Source organism: Saccharopolyspora sp. NPDC050389 (genome assembly GCF_040655595.1).
Lineage (GTDB): Bacteria > Actinomycetota > Actinomycetes > Mycobacteriales > Pseudonocardiaceae > Saccharopolyspora.
On sequence record NZ_JBFAKG010000028.1, the window covers coordinates 42,845 to 60,375 of the forward strand.

At 68.5% G+C, this 17,531-nt stretch carries 16 protein-coding genes; 11 read left to right on the forward strand and 5 right to left on the reverse strand.

Going from position 1 to position 17,531, the window contains the following annotated elements:
• Positions 1-4: 4 nt before the first annotated feature.
• A complete protein-coding gene (locus tag AB0I53_RS19910; protein WP_358604670.1) occupies positions 5-697 on the reverse strand; it encodes a TetR/AcrR family transcriptional regulator in 693 nt (230 codons plus the stop codon).
• A gap of 86 nt (positions 698-783) precedes the next feature.
• Here AB0I53_RS19910 and AB0I53_RS19915 point away from each other — a divergent pair, with 86 nt between their 5' ends.
• Both AB0I53_RS19915 and AB0I53_RS19920 read left to right on the forward strand, forming a co-directional pair.
• On the forward strand, positions 784-1,998 hold the full coding sequence (locus tag AB0I53_RS19915) for a hypothetical protein (RefSeq protein ID WP_358604673.1): 1,215 nt from the start codon (positions 784-786) through the stop codon (positions 1,996-1,998).
• A 318-nt stretch (positions 1,999-2,316) separates the two neighbouring features.
• Positions 2,317-2,679: a peptidase inhibitor family I36 protein gene (locus AB0I53_RS19920; RefSeq protein ID WP_358604676.1), complete on the forward strand. Its 363-nt coding sequence runs from the start codon at positions 2,317-2,319 to the stop codon at positions 2,677-2,679.
• A 272-nt stretch (positions 2,680-2,951) separates the two neighbouring features.
• Here the strand turns inward: AB0I53_RS19920 and AB0I53_RS19925 are convergent, their stop codons facing one another.
• Complete coding sequence (locus tag AB0I53_RS19925) at positions 2,952-4,838, reverse strand: cellulase family glycosylhydrolase (protein WP_358604679.1); 1,887 nt, start codon at positions 4,836-4,838, stop codon at positions 2,952-2,954.
• Between the two features lie 284 nt (positions 4,839-5,122).
• Between AB0I53_RS19925 and AB0I53_RS19930 the strand changes: the two genes are divergently transcribed.
• The 9 genes from AB0I53_RS19930 to AB0I53_RS19970 all read left to right on the forward strand — a co-directional run bounded on the left by AB0I53_RS19930 (position 5,123) and on the right by AB0I53_RS19970 (position 14,565).
• On the forward strand, positions 5,123-6,409 hold the full coding sequence (locus AB0I53_RS19930) for an extracellular solute-binding protein (RefSeq protein WP_358604682.1): 1,287 nt from the start codon (positions 5,123-5,125) through the stop codon (positions 6,407-6,409).
• Complete coding sequence (locus AB0I53_RS19935) at positions 6,409-7,290, forward strand: sugar ABC transporter permease (protein ID WP_358604685.1); 882 nt, start codon at positions 6,409-6,411, stop codon at positions 7,288-7,290. The genes AB0I53_RS19930 and AB0I53_RS19935 overlap by 1 nt, the downstream gene beginning before the upstream one ends.
• On the forward strand, positions 7,287-8,138 hold the full coding sequence (locus AB0I53_RS19940; RefSeq protein WP_358604688.1) for a carbohydrate ABC transporter permease: 852 nt from the start codon (positions 7,287-7,289) through the stop codon (positions 8,136-8,138). Before AB0I53_RS19935 ends, AB0I53_RS19940 begins: the two co-directional genes overlap by 4 nt.
• Complete coding sequence (locus AB0I53_RS19945) at positions 8,135-9,613, forward strand: beta-N-acetylhexosaminidase (protein ID WP_358604691.1); 1,479 nt, start codon at positions 8,135-8,137, stop codon at positions 9,611-9,613. The genes AB0I53_RS19940 and AB0I53_RS19945 overlap by 4 nt, the downstream gene beginning before the upstream one ends.
• Positions 9,614-9,704: 91 nt before the next feature.
• Positions 9,705-12,215, forward strand: coding sequence for a hypothetical protein (locus tag AB0I53_RS19950; protein ID WP_358604694.1), 2,511 nt, complete (start codon positions 9,705-9,707; stop codon positions 12,213-12,215).
• A 158-nt stretch (positions 12,216-12,373) separates the two neighbouring features.
• Positions 12,374-13,504 (forward strand): helix-turn-helix transcriptional regulator, encoded by a 1,131-nt coding sequence (locus AB0I53_RS19955; protein WP_358604696.1) that lies wholly within the window; start codon positions 12,374-12,376, stop codon positions 13,502-13,504.
• 82 nt (positions 13,505-13,586) lie between these two features.
• Positions 13,587-13,808, forward strand: coding sequence for a hypothetical protein (locus tag AB0I53_RS19960; protein WP_358604698.1), 222 nt, complete (start codon positions 13,587-13,589; stop codon positions 13,806-13,808).
• The gene (locus AB0I53_RS19965) at positions 13,805-14,029 is read left to right on the forward strand and encodes a hypothetical protein (RefSeq protein ID WP_358604700.1); all 225 of its coding nucleotides are present in this window, start codon (positions 13,805-13,807) and stop codon (positions 14,027-14,029) included. The genes AB0I53_RS19960 and AB0I53_RS19965 overlap by 4 nt, the downstream gene beginning before the upstream one ends.
• A 131-nt stretch (positions 14,030-14,160) precedes the next feature.
• Complete coding sequence (locus tag AB0I53_RS19970; protein WP_358604702.1) at positions 14,161-14,565, forward strand: hypothetical protein; 405 nt, start codon at positions 14,161-14,163, stop codon at positions 14,563-14,565.
• Here AB0I53_RS19970 and AB0I53_RS19975 read toward each other — a convergent pair.
• From AB0I53_RS19975 to AB0I53_RS19985, 3 genes are all read right to left on the reverse strand, one after another.
• Positions 14,562-15,740 carry an MFS transporter gene (locus AB0I53_RS19975; protein ID WP_358604705.1) on the reverse strand — a complete coding sequence of 393 codons (1,179 nt, stop codon included), beginning with the start codon at positions 15,738-15,740 and terminating at the stop codon, positions 14,562-14,564. The two genes, AB0I53_RS19970 and AB0I53_RS19975, sit on opposite strands and share 4 nt — an antisense overlap.
• Before the next feature lie 186 nt (positions 15,741-15,926).
• Positions 15,927-16,145, reverse strand: coding sequence for a hypothetical protein (locus tag AB0I53_RS19980; RefSeq protein ID WP_358604708.1), 219 nt, complete (start codon positions 16,143-16,145; stop codon positions 15,927-15,929).
• Between the two features lie 141 nt (positions 16,146-16,286).
• Positions 16,287-17,531 carry a transposase gene (locus AB0I53_RS19985; RefSeq protein ID WP_358604711.1) on the reverse strand — a complete coding sequence of 415 codons (1,245 nt, stop codon included), beginning with the start codon at positions 17,529-17,531 and terminating at the stop codon, positions 16,287-16,289.

Here is a 17,531-nt window from a genome sequence, read left to right on the forward strand (position 1 = left end):
GGCGCTAGGTGCCGAGCCGGGCCTCGATCCCGTCGAGGATCGTGTCGAGCCCTAGCTCGAACGAGCCGTCGAGGCCGTCGTTCGTGAGCTGGGCATGCCGTGTCAGCGCGGGATAGCGGTCGGACTGCCGGTCGATGTGCTGCTGGGCTTGGCCGCGCAGTTCGGCAACGCCACCCGGATCATGATGCGTGCTTCGCCAGACGTTCTCCGCGGCGGCGTAGCCCTGGACGTAGTAGGTCAGGCTCCCGACCGCGGCGACGAGCTGTGGCCCCTCCAGTCCCGCTTTCTCCAGCAGCGAATAGACGCGCTCGGAACGCGCGAGGGAATTCGGGCCGAGCAGCGGGCGGGTGGCCATCAGGGCGGGCAGCCACGGGTGGCGGTTCATGACCTGCAGGCTCTGACCCAGCCTGCGGACGAGTTCCTCGCGCCACGGCACGTCTTCCGCGCCGCCGAGCTCGATCTCGGCGATGACCTCGTCGACCGCGAGATCGAGCACGTCCTCCTTGCTGCCGACGTACTCGTACAGCGACATGGGGCTGGCGCCCAGCCGCGCGGCGAGCCGCCGCATGGACAGGCCCGCCACGCCTTCCGCATCCAGCACCTGCACCGCGGTCCGCGTGATCCGTTCCCTGGACAGCCGGGGCCTGCGCGGGCGTTCTTCGGTGAACCAGATCGCCGACGGGCGTGGCTCGGGCATCCGGCCCTCCTTCCTTACGCCGTACGGAAAACCGTACAGCTAGCTTCGGCCTCGTATCACTCAGACTTCGAGGCCCGGAGGAATCGATGGCCGTGACAGAGCAGGAATGGCTGCGCGAGTACGCGCTGTTGGCGCTGCGGGTGAATCGCCAGGTGACGGCGAGCGCTGGCGGCACGGTGCTCATCTACCGGGGACCGCAGGAGTGGAGCGAGCAGGTGAATGGCGAGGAGCCGATCCCGGCAGGGCGGCTGGTCGACGACGCCGAAGCGCTGCTCGACGAGTCGCCGTTCGCACCGGACCGCGCCCGCTACCTGGCCGCGCAGGTGACGGCGCTGCGCGCGGTCGCCCGGCAGCTTGCCGGAGAAGAACTCCCGTTGCCGGTGTATGCCCGCGAATGCTTGGGCGTATCGGCGGAGTGGCTCCCGGAGGAAACGTTCCAGCAGGCGCACGATCTGCTGGACGCCGCACTCCCCCGCAGCGCCGGCTCGCTGGTGGATCGGCTGCACGCCTGGCAAGCCGCCCATACCCTGCCCCGCGAACAGCTCGACCGGCTGCCCGCTCTCATCGACAAGGCGGTCGCCGAGACACGTCGGCGCACCAACGAGATCGTGCCGCTGCCCGCGGACGAGATCGTGGGGTGCAAGCTCGTGCCGGGCGCGCATTTTCGGGCGGCCGGGGATCACGAAGGCGGCCTGCGATCGACCATCCACATCAACACCGACCTGCCGTTCAACCTGGCGGATCTCCTGTACGTCGTCGCGCACGAAGGACACCCCGGGCACATCGCCGAGTCGATACTCAAAGACCGCCTGCTCGTCGACGAGCAGGGCCACTTCGACCAGCAGGTCCGGTTCATGCTCGCGCCGTCGTTCGTGATCAGCGAAGGGCTCGGCCTGCACGCGGAGAGCATCGTGTTCCCCGGCGACGAGGCCCAGGCGTGGCTGACCGACAACGTCCTCGCCGAACAGGGCATCTCCCGGGACGGCAGCGATTTCGCCGCGATCCACCGGGCTCAGAACATCCTGTTCGGAGCCTGGGCCAACGCCGCTTTCCTCGCCTCCGAAGGACATCCGGAGTCGGAACTAGCCGCATACCTCTCGCGCTGGGCGCTGCTCTCCGACGCCGAAGCCGGTGCGGCGCTGGGGTCACTGCGCGCCAGCGGGATGGCCCTGTACGTGCTGGGCTACTTCCACGGCTGGCGGCTGCTCGACACCTGGCTCGAAGCAGCCGACCGAACCACCAGGGTCCGCCGCCTGCTCACCGAGCAGATCCTCCCAACAGACCTGGAACCCACGGTCTGACACGCGATCACCCCGCCGAGAGTTCTCTCGGGGTGTTCAGGCGCAACTGGGACGACGCTGCAGTTCAGTGCCCTGTCCGCGAGGTTCGGCGGGTGCGACGGGTGTCGTGCACGGCAGCGCTGGCACAGGCTCATGCTGCGCGACCTCAAGGAGGGGCATCTGAACCTGTGCGCCTCGCGGCAGCTCTACGACGTGAAGGCCGGAGACCGCCGTCTGGGTGATGTGCTCGCTCTGGGACAACAACGCTTTCGATCCGGGCGTTTGTGCGGGAGGGGCCCGGAACGGGCCGGGCACCAATTGGACGCGAGGGAAATGCTGATGAGATTCACTCGATGGGTAGGGCGAGGCGGGGTCGCCGTCGCTGCCGCGGTGACGCTGGCGACCACCGGCGTCGTGGCCGCACCGCAGGCCTCGGCCGCTGAGGCCTGCCGACCCAATGGCCTGTGCCTGTACTACAACACCGGATTCAACGACATGAGGTTCGTGACCGAGCGAACCGGAGTCGGCTGTTGGACCCTCCTCGTCTACGGGCTCCGCGATCACGTCAACTCCTACCGCAACAACCTGCCTGTCTACGTGGATTTCTTCGACGCCAACGGAAATCTCGCTTGGAGAATCCGTCCTGGCGGCAGCAGCTCGGACAGCAGGCCGTTCGCGGGCGAGTACGCCGTCTGCACCTAGCGAGAAGCAGCTTCAGCCGGCAATCGCTGGGGCAATATTCGCCCGTTCTTCGGCGAGTACTACGAGGACCCCGAGTCACCGCGACTGCGGTTGAGCTGGGCCATGAGGCCGCGGTTCGTGCCGCGGGCGGCGTCGAATTCGCCGCTTATTCGTCGCCGCGGTCAAGGCCGACCGATTCGGCCACTGACCACGCGGCCATGAAGTGGGCGAAGGGCACCTTTGGGCGGCATAGTTGCCACCGAAGGTGCCCTCCACGCTTCGTCTGGTCCGGATCACTCCCCCTCTGAACTCCAGGGGCGACACAGCAGGGCGTCGGGTTCCTTTTCCAGGGAGCCTGCTCGGGCGCTGAAGGCGACTCCCGCGATGTACTCGCCGTCCGCGCACTGCCCCTTGTAGTGGCCCTCGGCGAAGTCGCCGCCGCGGGCCTCCGGCGGGCGGGCGTCCGACCTGTCGAACCAGACCGCACTCCCCGCAGTGCCGAGCGGGTTCGCGACCTTGCCGCACACTGTCGACGACAGGTCGACTCCCCGGGTTGCGTAGCCGACGACGAAGGAATCCGGCGGGCACTGGAACTTCGTGAAGCCCGGTGCCCAGTCGTCGGTCACGTGCCGCTCGTCGCGAACCACCTCGTAGCCCGCATCCCAGCCGCCGGCACCGCCGATGTCGGTGCACAGGCCGCGGGAACCCGTGTGGCTCAGGCCGATCAGGCGCTGACCGTCCGGGCACGCCGTCTTGCCCGCACCTGGGTCCCAATCCGGCTCGGCCCGCAGTCGCGCCGACTGCACGAGGTCGCCGTGGTCCACGTCCAGCATCCGCCAGGTGTCGGCCGGTTTCGCCGGGCTCGCCTCGGCGTTCACCAGCCGGTGCCAGGCTTCCGCGCGCCAGTCGTCGCCGTCGTCGACGAACATCCGGTTGCCCGCGGCGTCCCAGTGCACCAGGCCCCAGCCGTTGCCCTGCCGGTTCTCGTGCCAGCCGACCAGCGGCCAGTAGGCGAAGTCCGTGTCGTTGGCGACGAGGAAGTCCACGAAGTTGCCGAACCAGGCCCGCTCCTTCGGGTCCTGCTCGTCACGACCACCCACGCCGAACTCGCTGATCCACAGCGGCGCGGTGAAGTGCTGCCCCTCCTCGGTGATGAAGAACGCCTGTCGGCGCAGCACGTCGTAGAGCTGGTCGCGGTCCATGTCCCGGTACCGCGGATCGTGCGTCTCCCCCAGGCCGGTGGCGCCGGTGTGGTTCGGGCCGGTGTAGCCGTAGAAGTGCGCCGAGTACACCAGCTTTCCCGAGGCCACCAATGTGTGCGAGAGGGTGCGCGCCGGTTCCAGCGTCGGTCGCCCGTGCGGCAGGCCGTCCAGCGGGATGCCGGTCCAGTTGATGCCTTCGACGATGATCAGGAGGTTCGGGTTGGCCTCGGTCAGGATCCGGTCCCCCGCGCGCTGGGACGCCGCGAACCAGTCGTGGTTGTCCCCGAGCCCCCAGTTCGGGTCGTCCATCAGGTCGCGGCGCACCTCGTTGTAGAGGTCCGCGCCGACCACGCGCGGGTTGTCCCGGTAGCGACTGGCCATGAAGAGCCAGCCCTCTTCCCACTTCTGGTCGCTCTGGCTGCTGTTCCAGCGCTCGTTGCCGTCCAGGCCGCAGCACCAGCGGGTCGTGTTGGTGTGGTTGTTCAGGATCACTGCGAAACCGCTGTCGGTGAGCGCCGAAACCGTCGCGTCGTACACCTGGAGCCGGGTCTTGCCGCGCAGTTCGGGGTTCGCGGCCACCGCCGCGTCCGGCACGGTCGCCGGGTCGTCGATCATGTCGGTGGAGAACGGCAGCCGGATGCTGTTGATCCCGAGTTCCCGGAAGCTGCCGACGATTTCGCGCATCGAGGCCCGGTCCAGGCCGAGCGGGATGCCGCTGCTGTTCTCCCCCGAGTGGTGGTTGGCGGGGTCGGTGATGTCGCCGCTGCCGTTCCAGGTCCCGCTGGCGCCGTGCCAGTTCCCGGCCTTCAGCTTGAAGCGGTTCCCGCCCGCGTCGACGATGTAGCGCCCTTCGGTGTGCAGCGGTCCGGCCCACGTTTCCCGGATTTCCTGGGGTTTCACGGTTTTCGCCTCGGCGGCCGGCTGGACAGGTGCCAGCAACGGCACCGCGAGGACGGCGGCGAGCACCCCGGCGATCATGCGTACGTCTCCACAGTCGGCTTCCCAATCAAGTCGAACGATTCACGGATCGGCGGCGGGGCTTCATCCTCGCAGGGATCAACGGTTTGAAATGATCTGTGAAATCAACGCTTTTCCCGTTCTTCACGCGAAAAACCCAGATCGCGACCGAGTCTCGGCGATGCAACGGCACGATCCCGGACGAACGTAGATTGGTTCAGACCTTGCCTTCGGGCAAACCGGTCCTTACGATCCGATTGCTCAATGCAAAACGGGTATTGCAGATAATGCAACGGAGAATCCCCATGCGCGCCTGGAAAGCCATCACCGTCGCCGCCGTCGGCGCGCTGCTCGCGGCCTGCGGCCCGCCGCAGGTCCAGCAGTCCGCGCCCACCGAGGACGAACGCACCGGAACCCTGCGGGTCTGGCTGTTCGACGAGACCAACCGCGGCCCGAAGCAGGCCACTGTGGACGAAGCGGTTGCCCGCTTCGAAGCCGAACACCAAGGCGCGCAGGTGGATGTGCAGTACATCCCCGTGGACACCCGGTCGCAGCGGTTCACCGGCGCCTTCAACGACCCGGCCAGCGCGCCGGACGTCGCCGAGTACGGCAACACCGACGTGGCCGGTTACGTCGCCGCCGGCGGTCTGGCCGACCTCACCGGAAACCTCGGGCAGTGGCCGGAATCCCGCGACCTGAACCCGTCCGTGCTGGAGACCGCGAAGGTCGACGGCAAGGTCTACGGCGTGCCCTGGTACACCGGCATCCGCGCGCTGTACTACCGCACCGACGTCTTCGCCGAGCTCGGCCTGCAGCCGCCGCGCACCTTGGCGGAACTGGCCGACACGGCGCAGCGGATCCGCACCGCCCGCCCCGACCTGTACGGCATCTCCATCGGCGGCAAGTACCACTACGCGCTGATGCCGTTCATCTGGGCCGCCGGCGGCGACCTGGCCCGCAACGACGGCGAGAAGTGGATGTCCACTGTGGATCAGCCCGCCGCCCGCGAGGGCGTCGCCGCCTACTCGTCGCTGATCAGCGGTGGGGCGTGCCCGCGCGAGCAGTGCGCGGACCTGACCGGCAGCCAGGCCGTGCAGGCGTTCGCCTCCGGCAAGGCGGCGATGACGATCGGCGGCGACTTCAACCGCGCCGCGGTCGACGCCGGTGCCGCCGCCGGGAAGTACGCCGTCGTGCCGCTGCCCGGCGAAACCGCCGGTTCGATCGCCCCGGCCTTCGCCGGCGGCAACATGCTCGGCGTCATGAAGTCGTCCAAGCGCGCGACGCTGGCGCGCGAGTTCGTGCAGCTGCTCGCGGGCAAGGAGTACCAGCGCAAGATGTACGCGGCGATGGGCAACCTGCCGACCTTCACCGACGTGCAGCAGGAGCTCGCGGCCAACGATCCCCAGGTGGCGCCGTTCGTGCAGACGCTGCAGGCGGGCACCCGCTTCGTGCCCACCTCGGCGACCTGGTCGAAGGTCGACGCGCAGGGCGTGCTGCCGACGATGGTGCAGCAGATCATCACCGGCACCAGCGTCGACGAAGCGACCAGCAGTGCGGCCAAGCAGATGAACACCGTCTTCGAAGGTCGCTGATGGCCGCGCTGCTCTACCTGGCACCGGCGGTACTGCTGCTCATCGGCATGATGGCCTATCCGCTCTACCAGCTGGTGCAGATCTCCCTCTACGAGTACGGGCAGGCGCAGGCCTCCGGCGGCGCGCCGGTCGAGTTCCTCGGCGCGGGCAACTACCTGACGCTGCTCGGGGACGGCCAGTTCTGGACGATCCTGGTGCAGACCTGCGTCTTCGCGGCGGTCTGCGTGGTGGGCAGCCTGGCGGTCGGCGTCGCGCTCGCGGTGCTGGCCACCAGGATCAGCCCGCTGCCACGGCTGCTGCTGTTCCTGGCCGCGATCGGCGCGTGGGCCACCCCGGCGATGGCCGGGTCGACGGTCTGGCTGTTCCTGTTCGACCAGGACTTCGGTCTGGTCAACGAGGTGCTCACCGGCGTCGGGATCGACGGCGCGGCGGGCTTCTCCTGGACCTACGACAAGTTCGTGGCCTTCGGCCTGGTCGCCGCCGAAGTGATCTGGTGCTCGTTCCCGTTCGTCCTGGTCACCACCTACGCCGGGCTCACCGGGATTCCGAGCGAGATGGTGGAGGCCGCGGCGCTGGACGGGGCATCGGCGTGGCGCACCGCGCGCAGCGTGCTGCTGCCGATGCTCCGGCCGGTGCTGGTGATCGCCACCATCCAGTCGATCATCTGGGACTTCAAGATATTCACCCAGATCTACGTGATGACCAACGGTGGCGGCGTGGCCGGGCAGAACATGGTGCTCAACGTCTACGCCTACCAGTCGGCCTTCGCGGGCTCGAACTACGGGCTCGGCTCGGCCATCGGCGTGGTGATGACCGTACTGCTCATCTTGATCACGCTGGCCTACCTGCGGGCCCAGCGGAAGGACGAGGCGTTCGTATGAGTGCGCTGCGCAAGCCCCGGCTGCTCGCCGCCAACGCGGTGGCGGTGGCGATCGCCGTCGTGGTGGCGTTCCCGCTGTACTGGATGGTGCTCTCGGCGTTCAAGCCGGAAGGCGAGCTGCTGTCGACCGATCCCCGCCCCTGGACGTTCGTGCCCACCCTGGACAGCTTCCGCCGGGTGTTCACAGTGGACGGGCTGGGCGGCTACTTCGTGAACAGCGTGCTGGTGGCCGGCGCGGTCGTGCTGATCTCGCTGCTGCTGTCGTTCCTCGCCGCCGTCGCGCTCACCAGGTTCCGCTTCCGCGGCCGCACCGTGCTGCTGCTGATGCTGCTGGTGGCGCAGATGGTTCCGGTCGAGGCGCTGACGATCCCGCTGTTCTTCCTGATGCGCGAGGTCGGCTCGGTCGCCCCGGCGTTCGGGCTCAACCACCTCGGTTCGCTGGTGCTGGTGCACCTGGCGTTCAGCCTGCCGCTGGCGATCTGGATGCTGCGCGGGTTCGTCGCGGCCGTCCCCGTCGAGCTGGAGGAGGCCGCGACGCTGGACGGCGCCAGCCGCACCCGGTTCGTCTGGCAGGTGCTTTTCCCGCTGGTGGCACCGGGTTTGGTGGCCACCAGCGTGCTTTCCTTCATCCACGCCTGGAACGACTTCCTGTTCGCCAAGACGTTCATCATCTCCGCGTCGGAGAACCAGACGCTGCCGATGGCGATCCTGGTGTTCTTCACCCCGGAGGGCAACGATTGGGGCGCGATCATGGCCGGTTCAACGCTGATGACGATCCCGGTGCTCATCTTCTTCGTGGTGGTGCAGCGCCGCATGGTGTCCGGGCTGGCCGGGGCGGTGAAAGGTTGAGCTGGGACTCACTGGTACCGAAACCCGCGCTGGTGGCACCGGCCGAGGGGGCGTTCGAGCTCGACCGGGACACCACGGTGGGCGGCGAGCCCACCACGGCCGACTGGTTCCGGCGGCACGTCGGCGCCGCCACCGGGCTGCCGCTGCCCGACGCGGCGCGGCCGACGATCGAGTTCCGCGTCGACCCGGCCGAGTCCGCGCCCGGCGGCTACCGCGCGGAAATCCGGCCGGACGGCGTGGAAGTCGTCGCGCACGACGCGGCCGGAGCGCACCACGCCGCGCAGACCCTGCGGCAGCTGCTCGGCCCGGCCGCGTACCGGAGCGCGCTGATCCACTATGGACGGTGCTTGTTGCCGTGCGGCCGGGTCGAGGACCGGCCGCGGTTCGCCTGGCGCGGCTGCCACCTGGACGTGGCCCGGCACTTCCTGCCCAAGCGCGAGGTCCTCCGGTTCGTCGAGCTGCTGGCCATGCACAAGCTCAACGTCCTGCACCTGCACCTGACCGACGACCAGGGCTGGCGCGTCGAGGTGCCGCGGTTCCCGAACCTGACCCGCGTCGGCGCCTGGCGGCGGCGGTCGATGGTCGGCCGCGGCGAGCAGCCCGAGTTCGACGAACGCCCGCACGGCGGCTTCTACACCACCGACGACCTGCGGGAGATCGTCGCCCACGCCGCGCGGCACCACATCACCGTCGTCCCGGAGATCGACGTGCCCGGGCACAGCCAGGCCGCGATCGCCGCCTACCCGGAACTCGGCACCGGGCAGCGGCCGCGCGTCTGGGAATCCTGGGGCGTCAGCGACGAAATCCTCAACACCGACCCGGCCACCGCGGACTTCTACCGCGCCGTCCTGGACCACCTGATGGACGTCTTCCCGTCACCGGTGATCTGCATCGGCGGCGACGAGGTCCCGGGCGCGACGCCGGAGCACGGCCCCTTCCTGCGCTCGCTCGTCGAGCACATCCACGCCCAGGGACGCCGGGCATCGGCGTGGGACGAGATCCTGGAATCGGTCGATCCGCTGCCGCCGCGGACCATCATCGCAACCTGGCGCGACGAGCGGACCGCGCTGCGCGCCACCGAGCGCGGCCACGACGTCGTGCTGTGCCCGGAACACCACCTCTACTTCGACCACCGGCAGTCCGACCACCCCGACGAGCCCATCCCGGTCGGCTTCCGCACCACCCTCGAAGACGTCTACGCCTACGAACCGCTGACCGAGCGCGCGCTCGGCGTGCAGGCGCAGGTCTGGACCGAGCACCTGGACAACCCGCGCCGCGTCGACTACGCCACCTTCCCGCGGCTGACCGCGTTCGCCGAGGTCGCCTGGAGCCGCGACCGGGACTTCGCCGACTTCCGGCGCCGCCTCGTCGACCACCACCTGCCCCGCCTGGACGCCTACGGCGTCGAATACCGCCCGCTCGGCGGCCCGCTCCCCTGGCAGACCCGCCCCGGCGTGCCCGGCAGGCCGCGGTAAGCCTCGATGGAAAACCCCTGAAATCCATTCGGATTCGCCTCGGCCACCGGTAACGTCACGTTGAATGATCTAGCGGTCACCGGAGGTGAGGATGACGGAAGCACCTGTGAGCCAGGGAGTCGCGGTCTCCCAGTTGCCGTCCCGCCTCGGGCGGCGGTGGATCCGGCGACGCCGCGTGGAGAAGCTCCCGGACCAGCCGATCATCCACCTGCTGCGCGAAAACGCCTCCGGTCGGCTAGTCGACCAGGTCTCCGATCACCTCGGCACCATCGTGCCGCACGTGGTGCTCGACGTCGGCGGGACGCCCGCCGACACGCCGCGGCAGAAGTCGGTGCAGGTCCGGAAGCTGCTGGACAGGGCGGCCCAGGGGCTGCGCGACGCCGACTCGTGGCCGCGGATCGGCCGGCTGCGCTTCCGCCGGTACGCGCTGCTGAGCTGGCTGCTGAAGAAGAACCTGCCGCCGACGAACCTGGCCCAGGCCCCGCATTCGCACACCCGGCAGCTGCTGCGCGAATACCTCCGGAGCCGCCGGCCCCGGCGCGGCCAGCCCCAGCAGGAAGCCGCGCTCTGGGAGTCGGCGGCCCAGAGCCTGCCCTGGTACCTCTTCGTGCTGTCGCTGACGTTCTTCCCGATCTACTACGCGTGGTGGGTGCGCCGGAGCCGCGCCGCCCGCTGGTTCATGCGGCAGCGCTACCTGTCGCCGCGCGAATCCGCGGATTTCCCGAGTTTCGCGCAGCGCCTGATGACCACGCCATCGCGCTGGGAGAACGCCGAACAGGTGCGGAAACTCCTGGCGCACGCGTTCCTGACCGACCTCGCCGATTCCTACGCGCGGCGGCTGTGGCGCTGGCAGTGGGTGCCCAAGGACTGCTATCCGGTGCTGCTGCTGCGCAACCTGGGCGACGACACCGTCGGCCAGTTGCTGGTCCGGCTCATCAACGATGTGCGCAACGAGACCGGCGTGCCGGATCCGCTGCTGGTGATCGGCAGCGGCCCGGAACCGTTGCAGGACAGCGAAACGCCGAGCGCGCCGGTCACCCTCGAAGGCTGGCCTGAGACGCTGCAGGAAGCGCGTCGCAAGCGCTCGAACACCGCCTGGTACGTGACGCTGCGGGTGGCCGACGAACCGCCTTCGGCGGAGGACGAACCGGGTGTTTCGCTGGGGCAGACGACCCTGCCGCTGAAGCGCTCCAAGCTGCTGCGCCGCATCCCGATCCTGCTGGTGATCCTGCTGGTGCTCGGGGGCGGCGGCGTCTACCTGCAGCAGTACTACGGCCACTGCGGCCGGAGCTGGTGGCCGTGGACCAACACCGCGCTGTGGTCCACCGGCGGCGAATGCGTCGGGATCGCCGACTCGGAGCACCGCTTCTCCGCCGACATCTCGGATCCGGCCCTGCGCGATCGGCTCATCGCCGCGCAGGACCGGATCAACGTGCAGAACGGCGAGGCCGAGGCCCTGCACCGGCGGGCGCTGGCGGACGGCAAGCAGACCCCGTACTTCTCGATCGTCTACTTCAGCACCCTCACCGGCCGGAATCCCGACTCGTCGACGCTGGACGGGGTCGCGGCGGAGCTGGAGGGGCTGGCCGAGGCCCAGCGGAGCGCGCGGATCAACGACGGCGTCCCGATCCGGATCGTGCTCGCCAACGCCGGTGCCCAGATGAAGCACGGCGAGGCCGTCGCCGAGCACATCGTCGACTTCGCCGCGCGCGAGCGGGAGGCACCGGTGGTGGCGGTCGTCGGGCTGGGCGGCAGCTGGCAGGAGACCGGTGACGCGATCACCGTGCTGGGCAGCAGCGGGCTGGCCATGGTGGGCACGGTGACCTCGGCCGACAGCTTCCCCGGCCTCAGCAGGCTCTACCACCAGGTGGGGCCGACGAACCACTGGGAGTCCGAGGTCATCGCGCAGCACGTGCGGGACCTGGGCAGCAGGAACGTCACCGTCTTCTACGACGAAACCGACACCTACAGCAGGAACCTGGCGCTCGACGTTGACAAGCAGTTGGCTGGTTCGGCCGAACTGGCGGACATCCAGCACGGCATCCCCTCGGACGTCGTGCAGTGCGGCCCCGATTCGCTGGCCCTGTACGCGGCCAGGGCGGACCAGTTCAGCAACTACCTGAGCGTGGTGCAGGACCGGTGCGTCGGCGAGGACAACATGCCGAAGTTGATGGCCGGGGACGACGCGACGAAGTTCCTGCTCGACCGGGAGCTGCGGCAAGGCATCCAGCTCGACTACATCGACTTCACCGGGCAGCGCGTGCTGCCGGGCGACGACGGTTTGGCGGGGCGGTCGATGCTGGCCTTCGACGCCGTCCACCTCGTCCGGCAGGCGGTGCAGAAGGTGACCGACGGGCAGGCGGACGTCGGGACGACGCCGTTGAACGGCCTGGCCGTCTGGTACGGGATCGCGCGGCTCAGCGAGAACCCCGAAGGCATCCGCGCGATCAGCGGCCCCATCGACTTCGGCTCGCCGACCGGGCAGGTCCCGGTGCGGAAGGCGATCTCGGTGATGCGCGTCGAGGGCGGCAGCCAGCGGCCGCCGGTGGTCGTGATGCACTGCGGCAGAACCCCGGAGCAAACCCCCACCTGCCCCCGGTAATGCGAGCGCCGGGTCCGCCGGGCGGGTGATTTTCACGATGTCACTTTTCACCCGGCCGTTCGAGCCTGTCCTCTGCTGATGACCGGCCGATACGCTCGGAGATCTCGGGACCAGGCCTTGCGAGTACGGCAGAGGTCGACGGCGGAAAGGTAGCCACGATGTCTGACTTCGGGCGGAGCCTGCGACAACTCCGTCAGGCAGCGGGACTCTCACAACCCCAACTGGCCCGGCGAGTTCCCGTTGACCAGTCCACCCTGTCCAGATGGGAAAACGGCCGCAGCACTCCGGACCGGGACACCGTGCAGCAGCTGGACGATCTCCTCGACGCCGCCGGACGCTTGTCCCGGTCTGCAAGCCCGACCATGCCCGGAGTCGTCCCACCGACGTTCGACGTCGCTGAGCCAGTCACCACGGATCACATTGAAGAACTGCAGAACAGCATCACCCAGCTCGTCGCGCTCGACCGGCAACATGGCGGGGTCGAACTCGCGCCAATGGCCGCGCGCCTGTTCCGCTCGGCAGCTAACCGCTTGGCTTCCGGTAAGTGCAGCCAAGCGATCGAACACGACCTCGCTGCCGTCACCGCCGAACTCGGAGAAGTCGCCGGGTGGTTGGCGTTCGACGCCATGCAGTACGACAACGCCAGGAACCTGAACCTGGAGGCGCTGCACCTCTCCCGACTCGCCGGGGACCGGAACATGGAACTGTTCCTGCTCGGAAACATGGCGATGCAAGCGCAGGAGACCCGAAGGCCCCGGGAGGCACTGCGCACGGTGCAACTGATGGAGACGTTCAACCTGTCCCCACGCCTCCGCGTCATGACCGGGATGCGCCACGCCCGCGCAGCCGCCGACCTGGGCGACCACCGCGCGTTCGCAGTGATGCACCGCGCTCAGTCGGACCTTTCCAGCAGCGTGCAGAGCACCGACCCCGATTGGGCCTGGTGGGTCAACGACCACGAACTGAAAGCCCACGAAGGCGGAATGTGGCGCGCGGTCGGCGAACCATCCCGCGCCGTGGACTGCTACAACGCGGTCCTGGACCGCACCGCACCCCGCTTTAGGTGGGCGCGGTTCATCGGCGCAGCGAACCTGGTCAACGCCCTTGTCGAGGTGGCCAGCTGGGCAGAAGCGGAACAAGCGGCGGCCGAGGTGCACGCGCTCGCCAATCACGTGTCCTCAGCTCGTGCGGCTCGACGAATCCACACCGCCGCGACCTCGGCTCGCCGCAACGGCGCCCCTTCAACGCTGCAAGACCTGCTGACGGTCCTCGCGCCGCACGCGACATAAGTCCATGCGTGCTCTATGCACGCGCCATGCACATCGAACGCAACCCGTTCATCAGACGTAAGCGGCCGACGACAGCAAAAGCATGTCGCAATGGTTGCTGATTCTGTTCACCGTCCTGCTGCGGGCTGTGCTCTACGGCTCCGGACTGCTGCTGCGGTGGCGGATCAGCACACGCGCGACGTCTCCCGCTGAACGCGACGCGCACCCCTCCCCCAACGCGGCGCGAGGCGGGAACGTGGGGTCGGCCCCTACCGCGCAGGTGGCCGACCCCACCCCGGGCACCCGGAAGCGGGTGCAGGAATGACCAGCCCCAGCAACGTTTTCGAGATCTACCCGCGCTGGTTGCCCGGAACCAGCCTCCGTGACCTGGAGACCCACGTCGTCACCCAGCACCGCGACACGCACGGCGCGTGCGGGGCACCAGTGATGTGGGCCGAACCCGGTCACCCCACCACCTTCCGCAACCGGTGCCCCGATTGCCTGGCGAAAGCCAAAGAGAGCATCCCCAAACCTCGCCGCCGTTGAAACGCCCTCCGAGGAAAGCGGCGGCGCAGGACGGTCGGCCGGTGCGGATCCCCCGTAACGCACCGGCCGGCCAACCAACACCACTCGAATGAAAGCGGGGCGATCACGCTTAAATGCAAGGAGTTTCGCGATTGCTGGACCCGGATGAGTGGCGAAATCGACACGTGCACTGGCACGCCTACGCCGAAATCTACTGCCGTACCGCGGTCGACCACACCACCCGGGCACAACGGCTAGCCGGAAAACCCGCCCTCGTACTCCTCGCACCCGAAGACGCCGCCAACTGGATCGCCTCCATGACCCGCAGGCACGCACACCCGAGCGCGATCCGCTTGATCGGCACCGAAACCGGCATCGGGCACGTCGGTGACGACCGGCACATCGACCACGACTTCGTCACCAACCTGGACGCGCTGTGCCAAGGAAACAGCGTCTACCAGGACTTCCCCCGGCAAACCGACCGCCTGCACCTCTGGGTCGAGGCATTCACCCCCGACGAATGCCCGGATGTGCGCCACAACCAGGAATTCCTCTAACGCGTTCTGCTGCCGGTCATCGGGATCAGCCAGGGGGTGGTGGTCAGAAGTAGCGGCACGGCCAGGAAGGCAACCGCGGCGGTCAGGAACGCGGCGGCACCGGTACCGCCCGCTATGCCAGCGGCCACAGCCACGACTGCAGGAACTGCCGGCTGTGCGATGCCCCACGACGAGCCGTGGAAGGCGAACCAGCGGGGGCGCTCAGCTGCCGGAGCGATCTCGGCGATCATCGCCTGCCAACGGCCCAGCAGCACGCTGTTCACCGCCACCCACCCGAGGTAGGCCGAGATGATGGCCACGAGGCCGTCGCCGAGCACCATCACCAAGGCCAGCACGCCCAGCAGAGTCGTCCCGCAGGCCAGCGCCATCGTGTGCGACAAGGCATTCACCGGCGTGCGCGTCAGGCGGACGACCAGCGGGACCAGCAGAGCCGAACCAGTCAGAGTCAGGCCAGGCAGCCAGGCCGGAGCCCCCTGCTGCAGCAGCACAAATGGCATGAACATCAGAACGGCCAGATAGCCGAAGGCGAACGCGGTTCCCGCCAGCGTCAGCGTCACCAGAAGCGCCGAAGGACGCCAACGAGCACCGGGGTGCCCCCGCTCCTGCCCCGGCGTGGTCATCTGCGCAGTTTCCCTGCCCAGGAACGCCATGGTGACCACCGCGGCAGCGACACAGGTGACTCCGTCAACGACCATCAGCCAGCGAACGCCCAGCGGAAGAACCACCGCGGCCAGCACCCCACCGATCGCGCCCGCCGCCACCAGGGACGTGCCCAGCAGCGCATAGGCGTCCTGACGCTGATCGCCCTCGGTGAGGCGAGCCAGCAATTCCTGGGATGCCGGTTCGTAGATCTCAAATGCCAGCCCGACCAGTGCGACCGCGACGACCACCTGCGCCGGACTTTGTGCCGCTGCCAAGATCAGCAGCGCGGCCCCGGTCGCGGTCAATCCCGACGCGATCACTGTGCGGGGCGAAAGCTTGTCAAGCAACAGGCCACCGGCCCATCGCGAGATCAGCGCGGCTACCCCGAAGACCGCAAGCGCCACGGCCGCCAGATCGGGACCGGCCAGCACGGCCAGGAATGCCAGCACGTATGCGCCCAACTGGTTGAGGACTCGCACGCCCAACAACACCTTCACCGGCCGGGGCAACGACCCGAACACCCGCACCTCCACCACGCTCACCCCGGCCGAGCGCCCGAGCGCGCAAGAGCATGCCACGCACCACTGACAGCGCCGACGGAGTCAGGGAATGCAGATGTCTTGCTTGAGCAGCGCTTCGTGGCTTCGCGGCCGGTGATGCACTGCGGCAGAACCCCGGAGCAAACGCCCATCTGTTCCCGGTAATGCAAGTGCCGGGCACTAGCCCCCCAGCAGCGGAAGCTTCAGTCCGCCCAGGATGCCGGTGATGGGGTCCCCGGCCGCGCTGGCGACCCCGGTTGCTTCCAGCAGGACAAGGGCCGCCACCCCGGCGACAGCCGCGAGCCAAGTGAGCTTTCGACGCATCGATACCTCCATGCGATCAATGTTGTGCTGGCCGTGGATCACCATTTCTGACTCCCGCGCGGAACGCTCGCTCAACAGCACGAACGTGGGTCACGCGAAATCACCTCGCCTGGCTCGCCCTGCCCACCGAGACCAGCTCGCCACGGGCTGGCGGCTCCCAGCAATGCCCTATGGAACCAGGGACGCATCTGGGAGACGTTGACTTCCTCCCCACGTCTAAAGGCGGGGGATTCCAACCAGCTCTAGCGCTGGCTGGTGCGGCGTGACCTCGCGGCCTTCCGCTGGTTCCTGCTTCACAGACCGCCCAGCGGCGAGGTCTCCACAGGCTGTCACCGCTCGTCCGGCGGCGAGGATGTTCTTAGCGGCGTTGACGTCGGCGTGCTCAGCGTGACCGCACCAGGTGCACCGGAACCGCGCTTGGCTCTCACGCGATTCCGGAGCCACGGCACGGCATACTGAGCACGTCTGTGACGTGTACGCGGCGGGGATCTTCACGAGCTGGGTGCCCGTGCAACGGGCAACGTTCTCAACGGCGAGCTGGAGCTTGTGCCAGCCCTTATCGAGGATGGCGCGGTTCAACCCGGCCTTCTGGCGCACGTTGCGGCCGGGCTCCTCGGTGGTTCCCTTGACCGAGCGGGTCATGTTCTTCGTGCGCAGGTCTTCGATGACTACCAGCGCGTTGCATGTGGCGAGCTGGTGGGCGGTCTTGGCGCAGAAGTCGTCGCGCCGGTCGGTCTCGCGGCGCTTGATGCGCCGCATCGCAGCGAGAGTCTTCTTGCGGTTTGCCGAGCCTCGCTTCTGGCGGGCGAGTTTCCTCTGAAGGCGACGGTACCGATTGGCCTCACCAGAGGTACGGAATTCGCGGTCCAACAGATCGCCGTTGCTGGTGGCCACAGCAGCGGCTACGCCCCGGTCGACACCGACCGCGCTGTGGGGTGCAGCGTGCTGTTCGGGGGTGGTGGCACCGTCTTCGGCGAGGAACGAGACGTACCAGTGCGCGCCGTCTCGGGACACCGTCGCCGAGCGCACCGTGCCGCCGAGTGGGCGGGACCAGCGGAACCTCACCCACCCGAGTTTCGGCAGCTTCGCCCGGCCCCACTTGCGTCCAAGGCGTTCAACGGTGATTTGTTTCCCGGCGGGGAACCGGAACGACGGCGACCACCGACGTCCTGAGCGCCACTTCACACGGAACGTGCCGTGCTCCCGGCACGCCCGATCCAAGTCCATGAGGGTCTGTTGCAGCACATGTGACGGAGCGGTCTTGAGCCAGTCGTGCTCGGTTTTGGCGTCGGCGAGCTGCCTGGCCTGTTCGTTGTAGTTGATCCACGCGCCCCGGCCGCGATACGCACGGCGCTGTTCCAGAGCGGTGTTCCACACCGATCGGCAGATGTTGCCGATAGTCTCGGTGGATTCCGCCTGCTCAGGCGTGAGGGCGAGTTTGTAGCGGCGACCAGCCAGCAT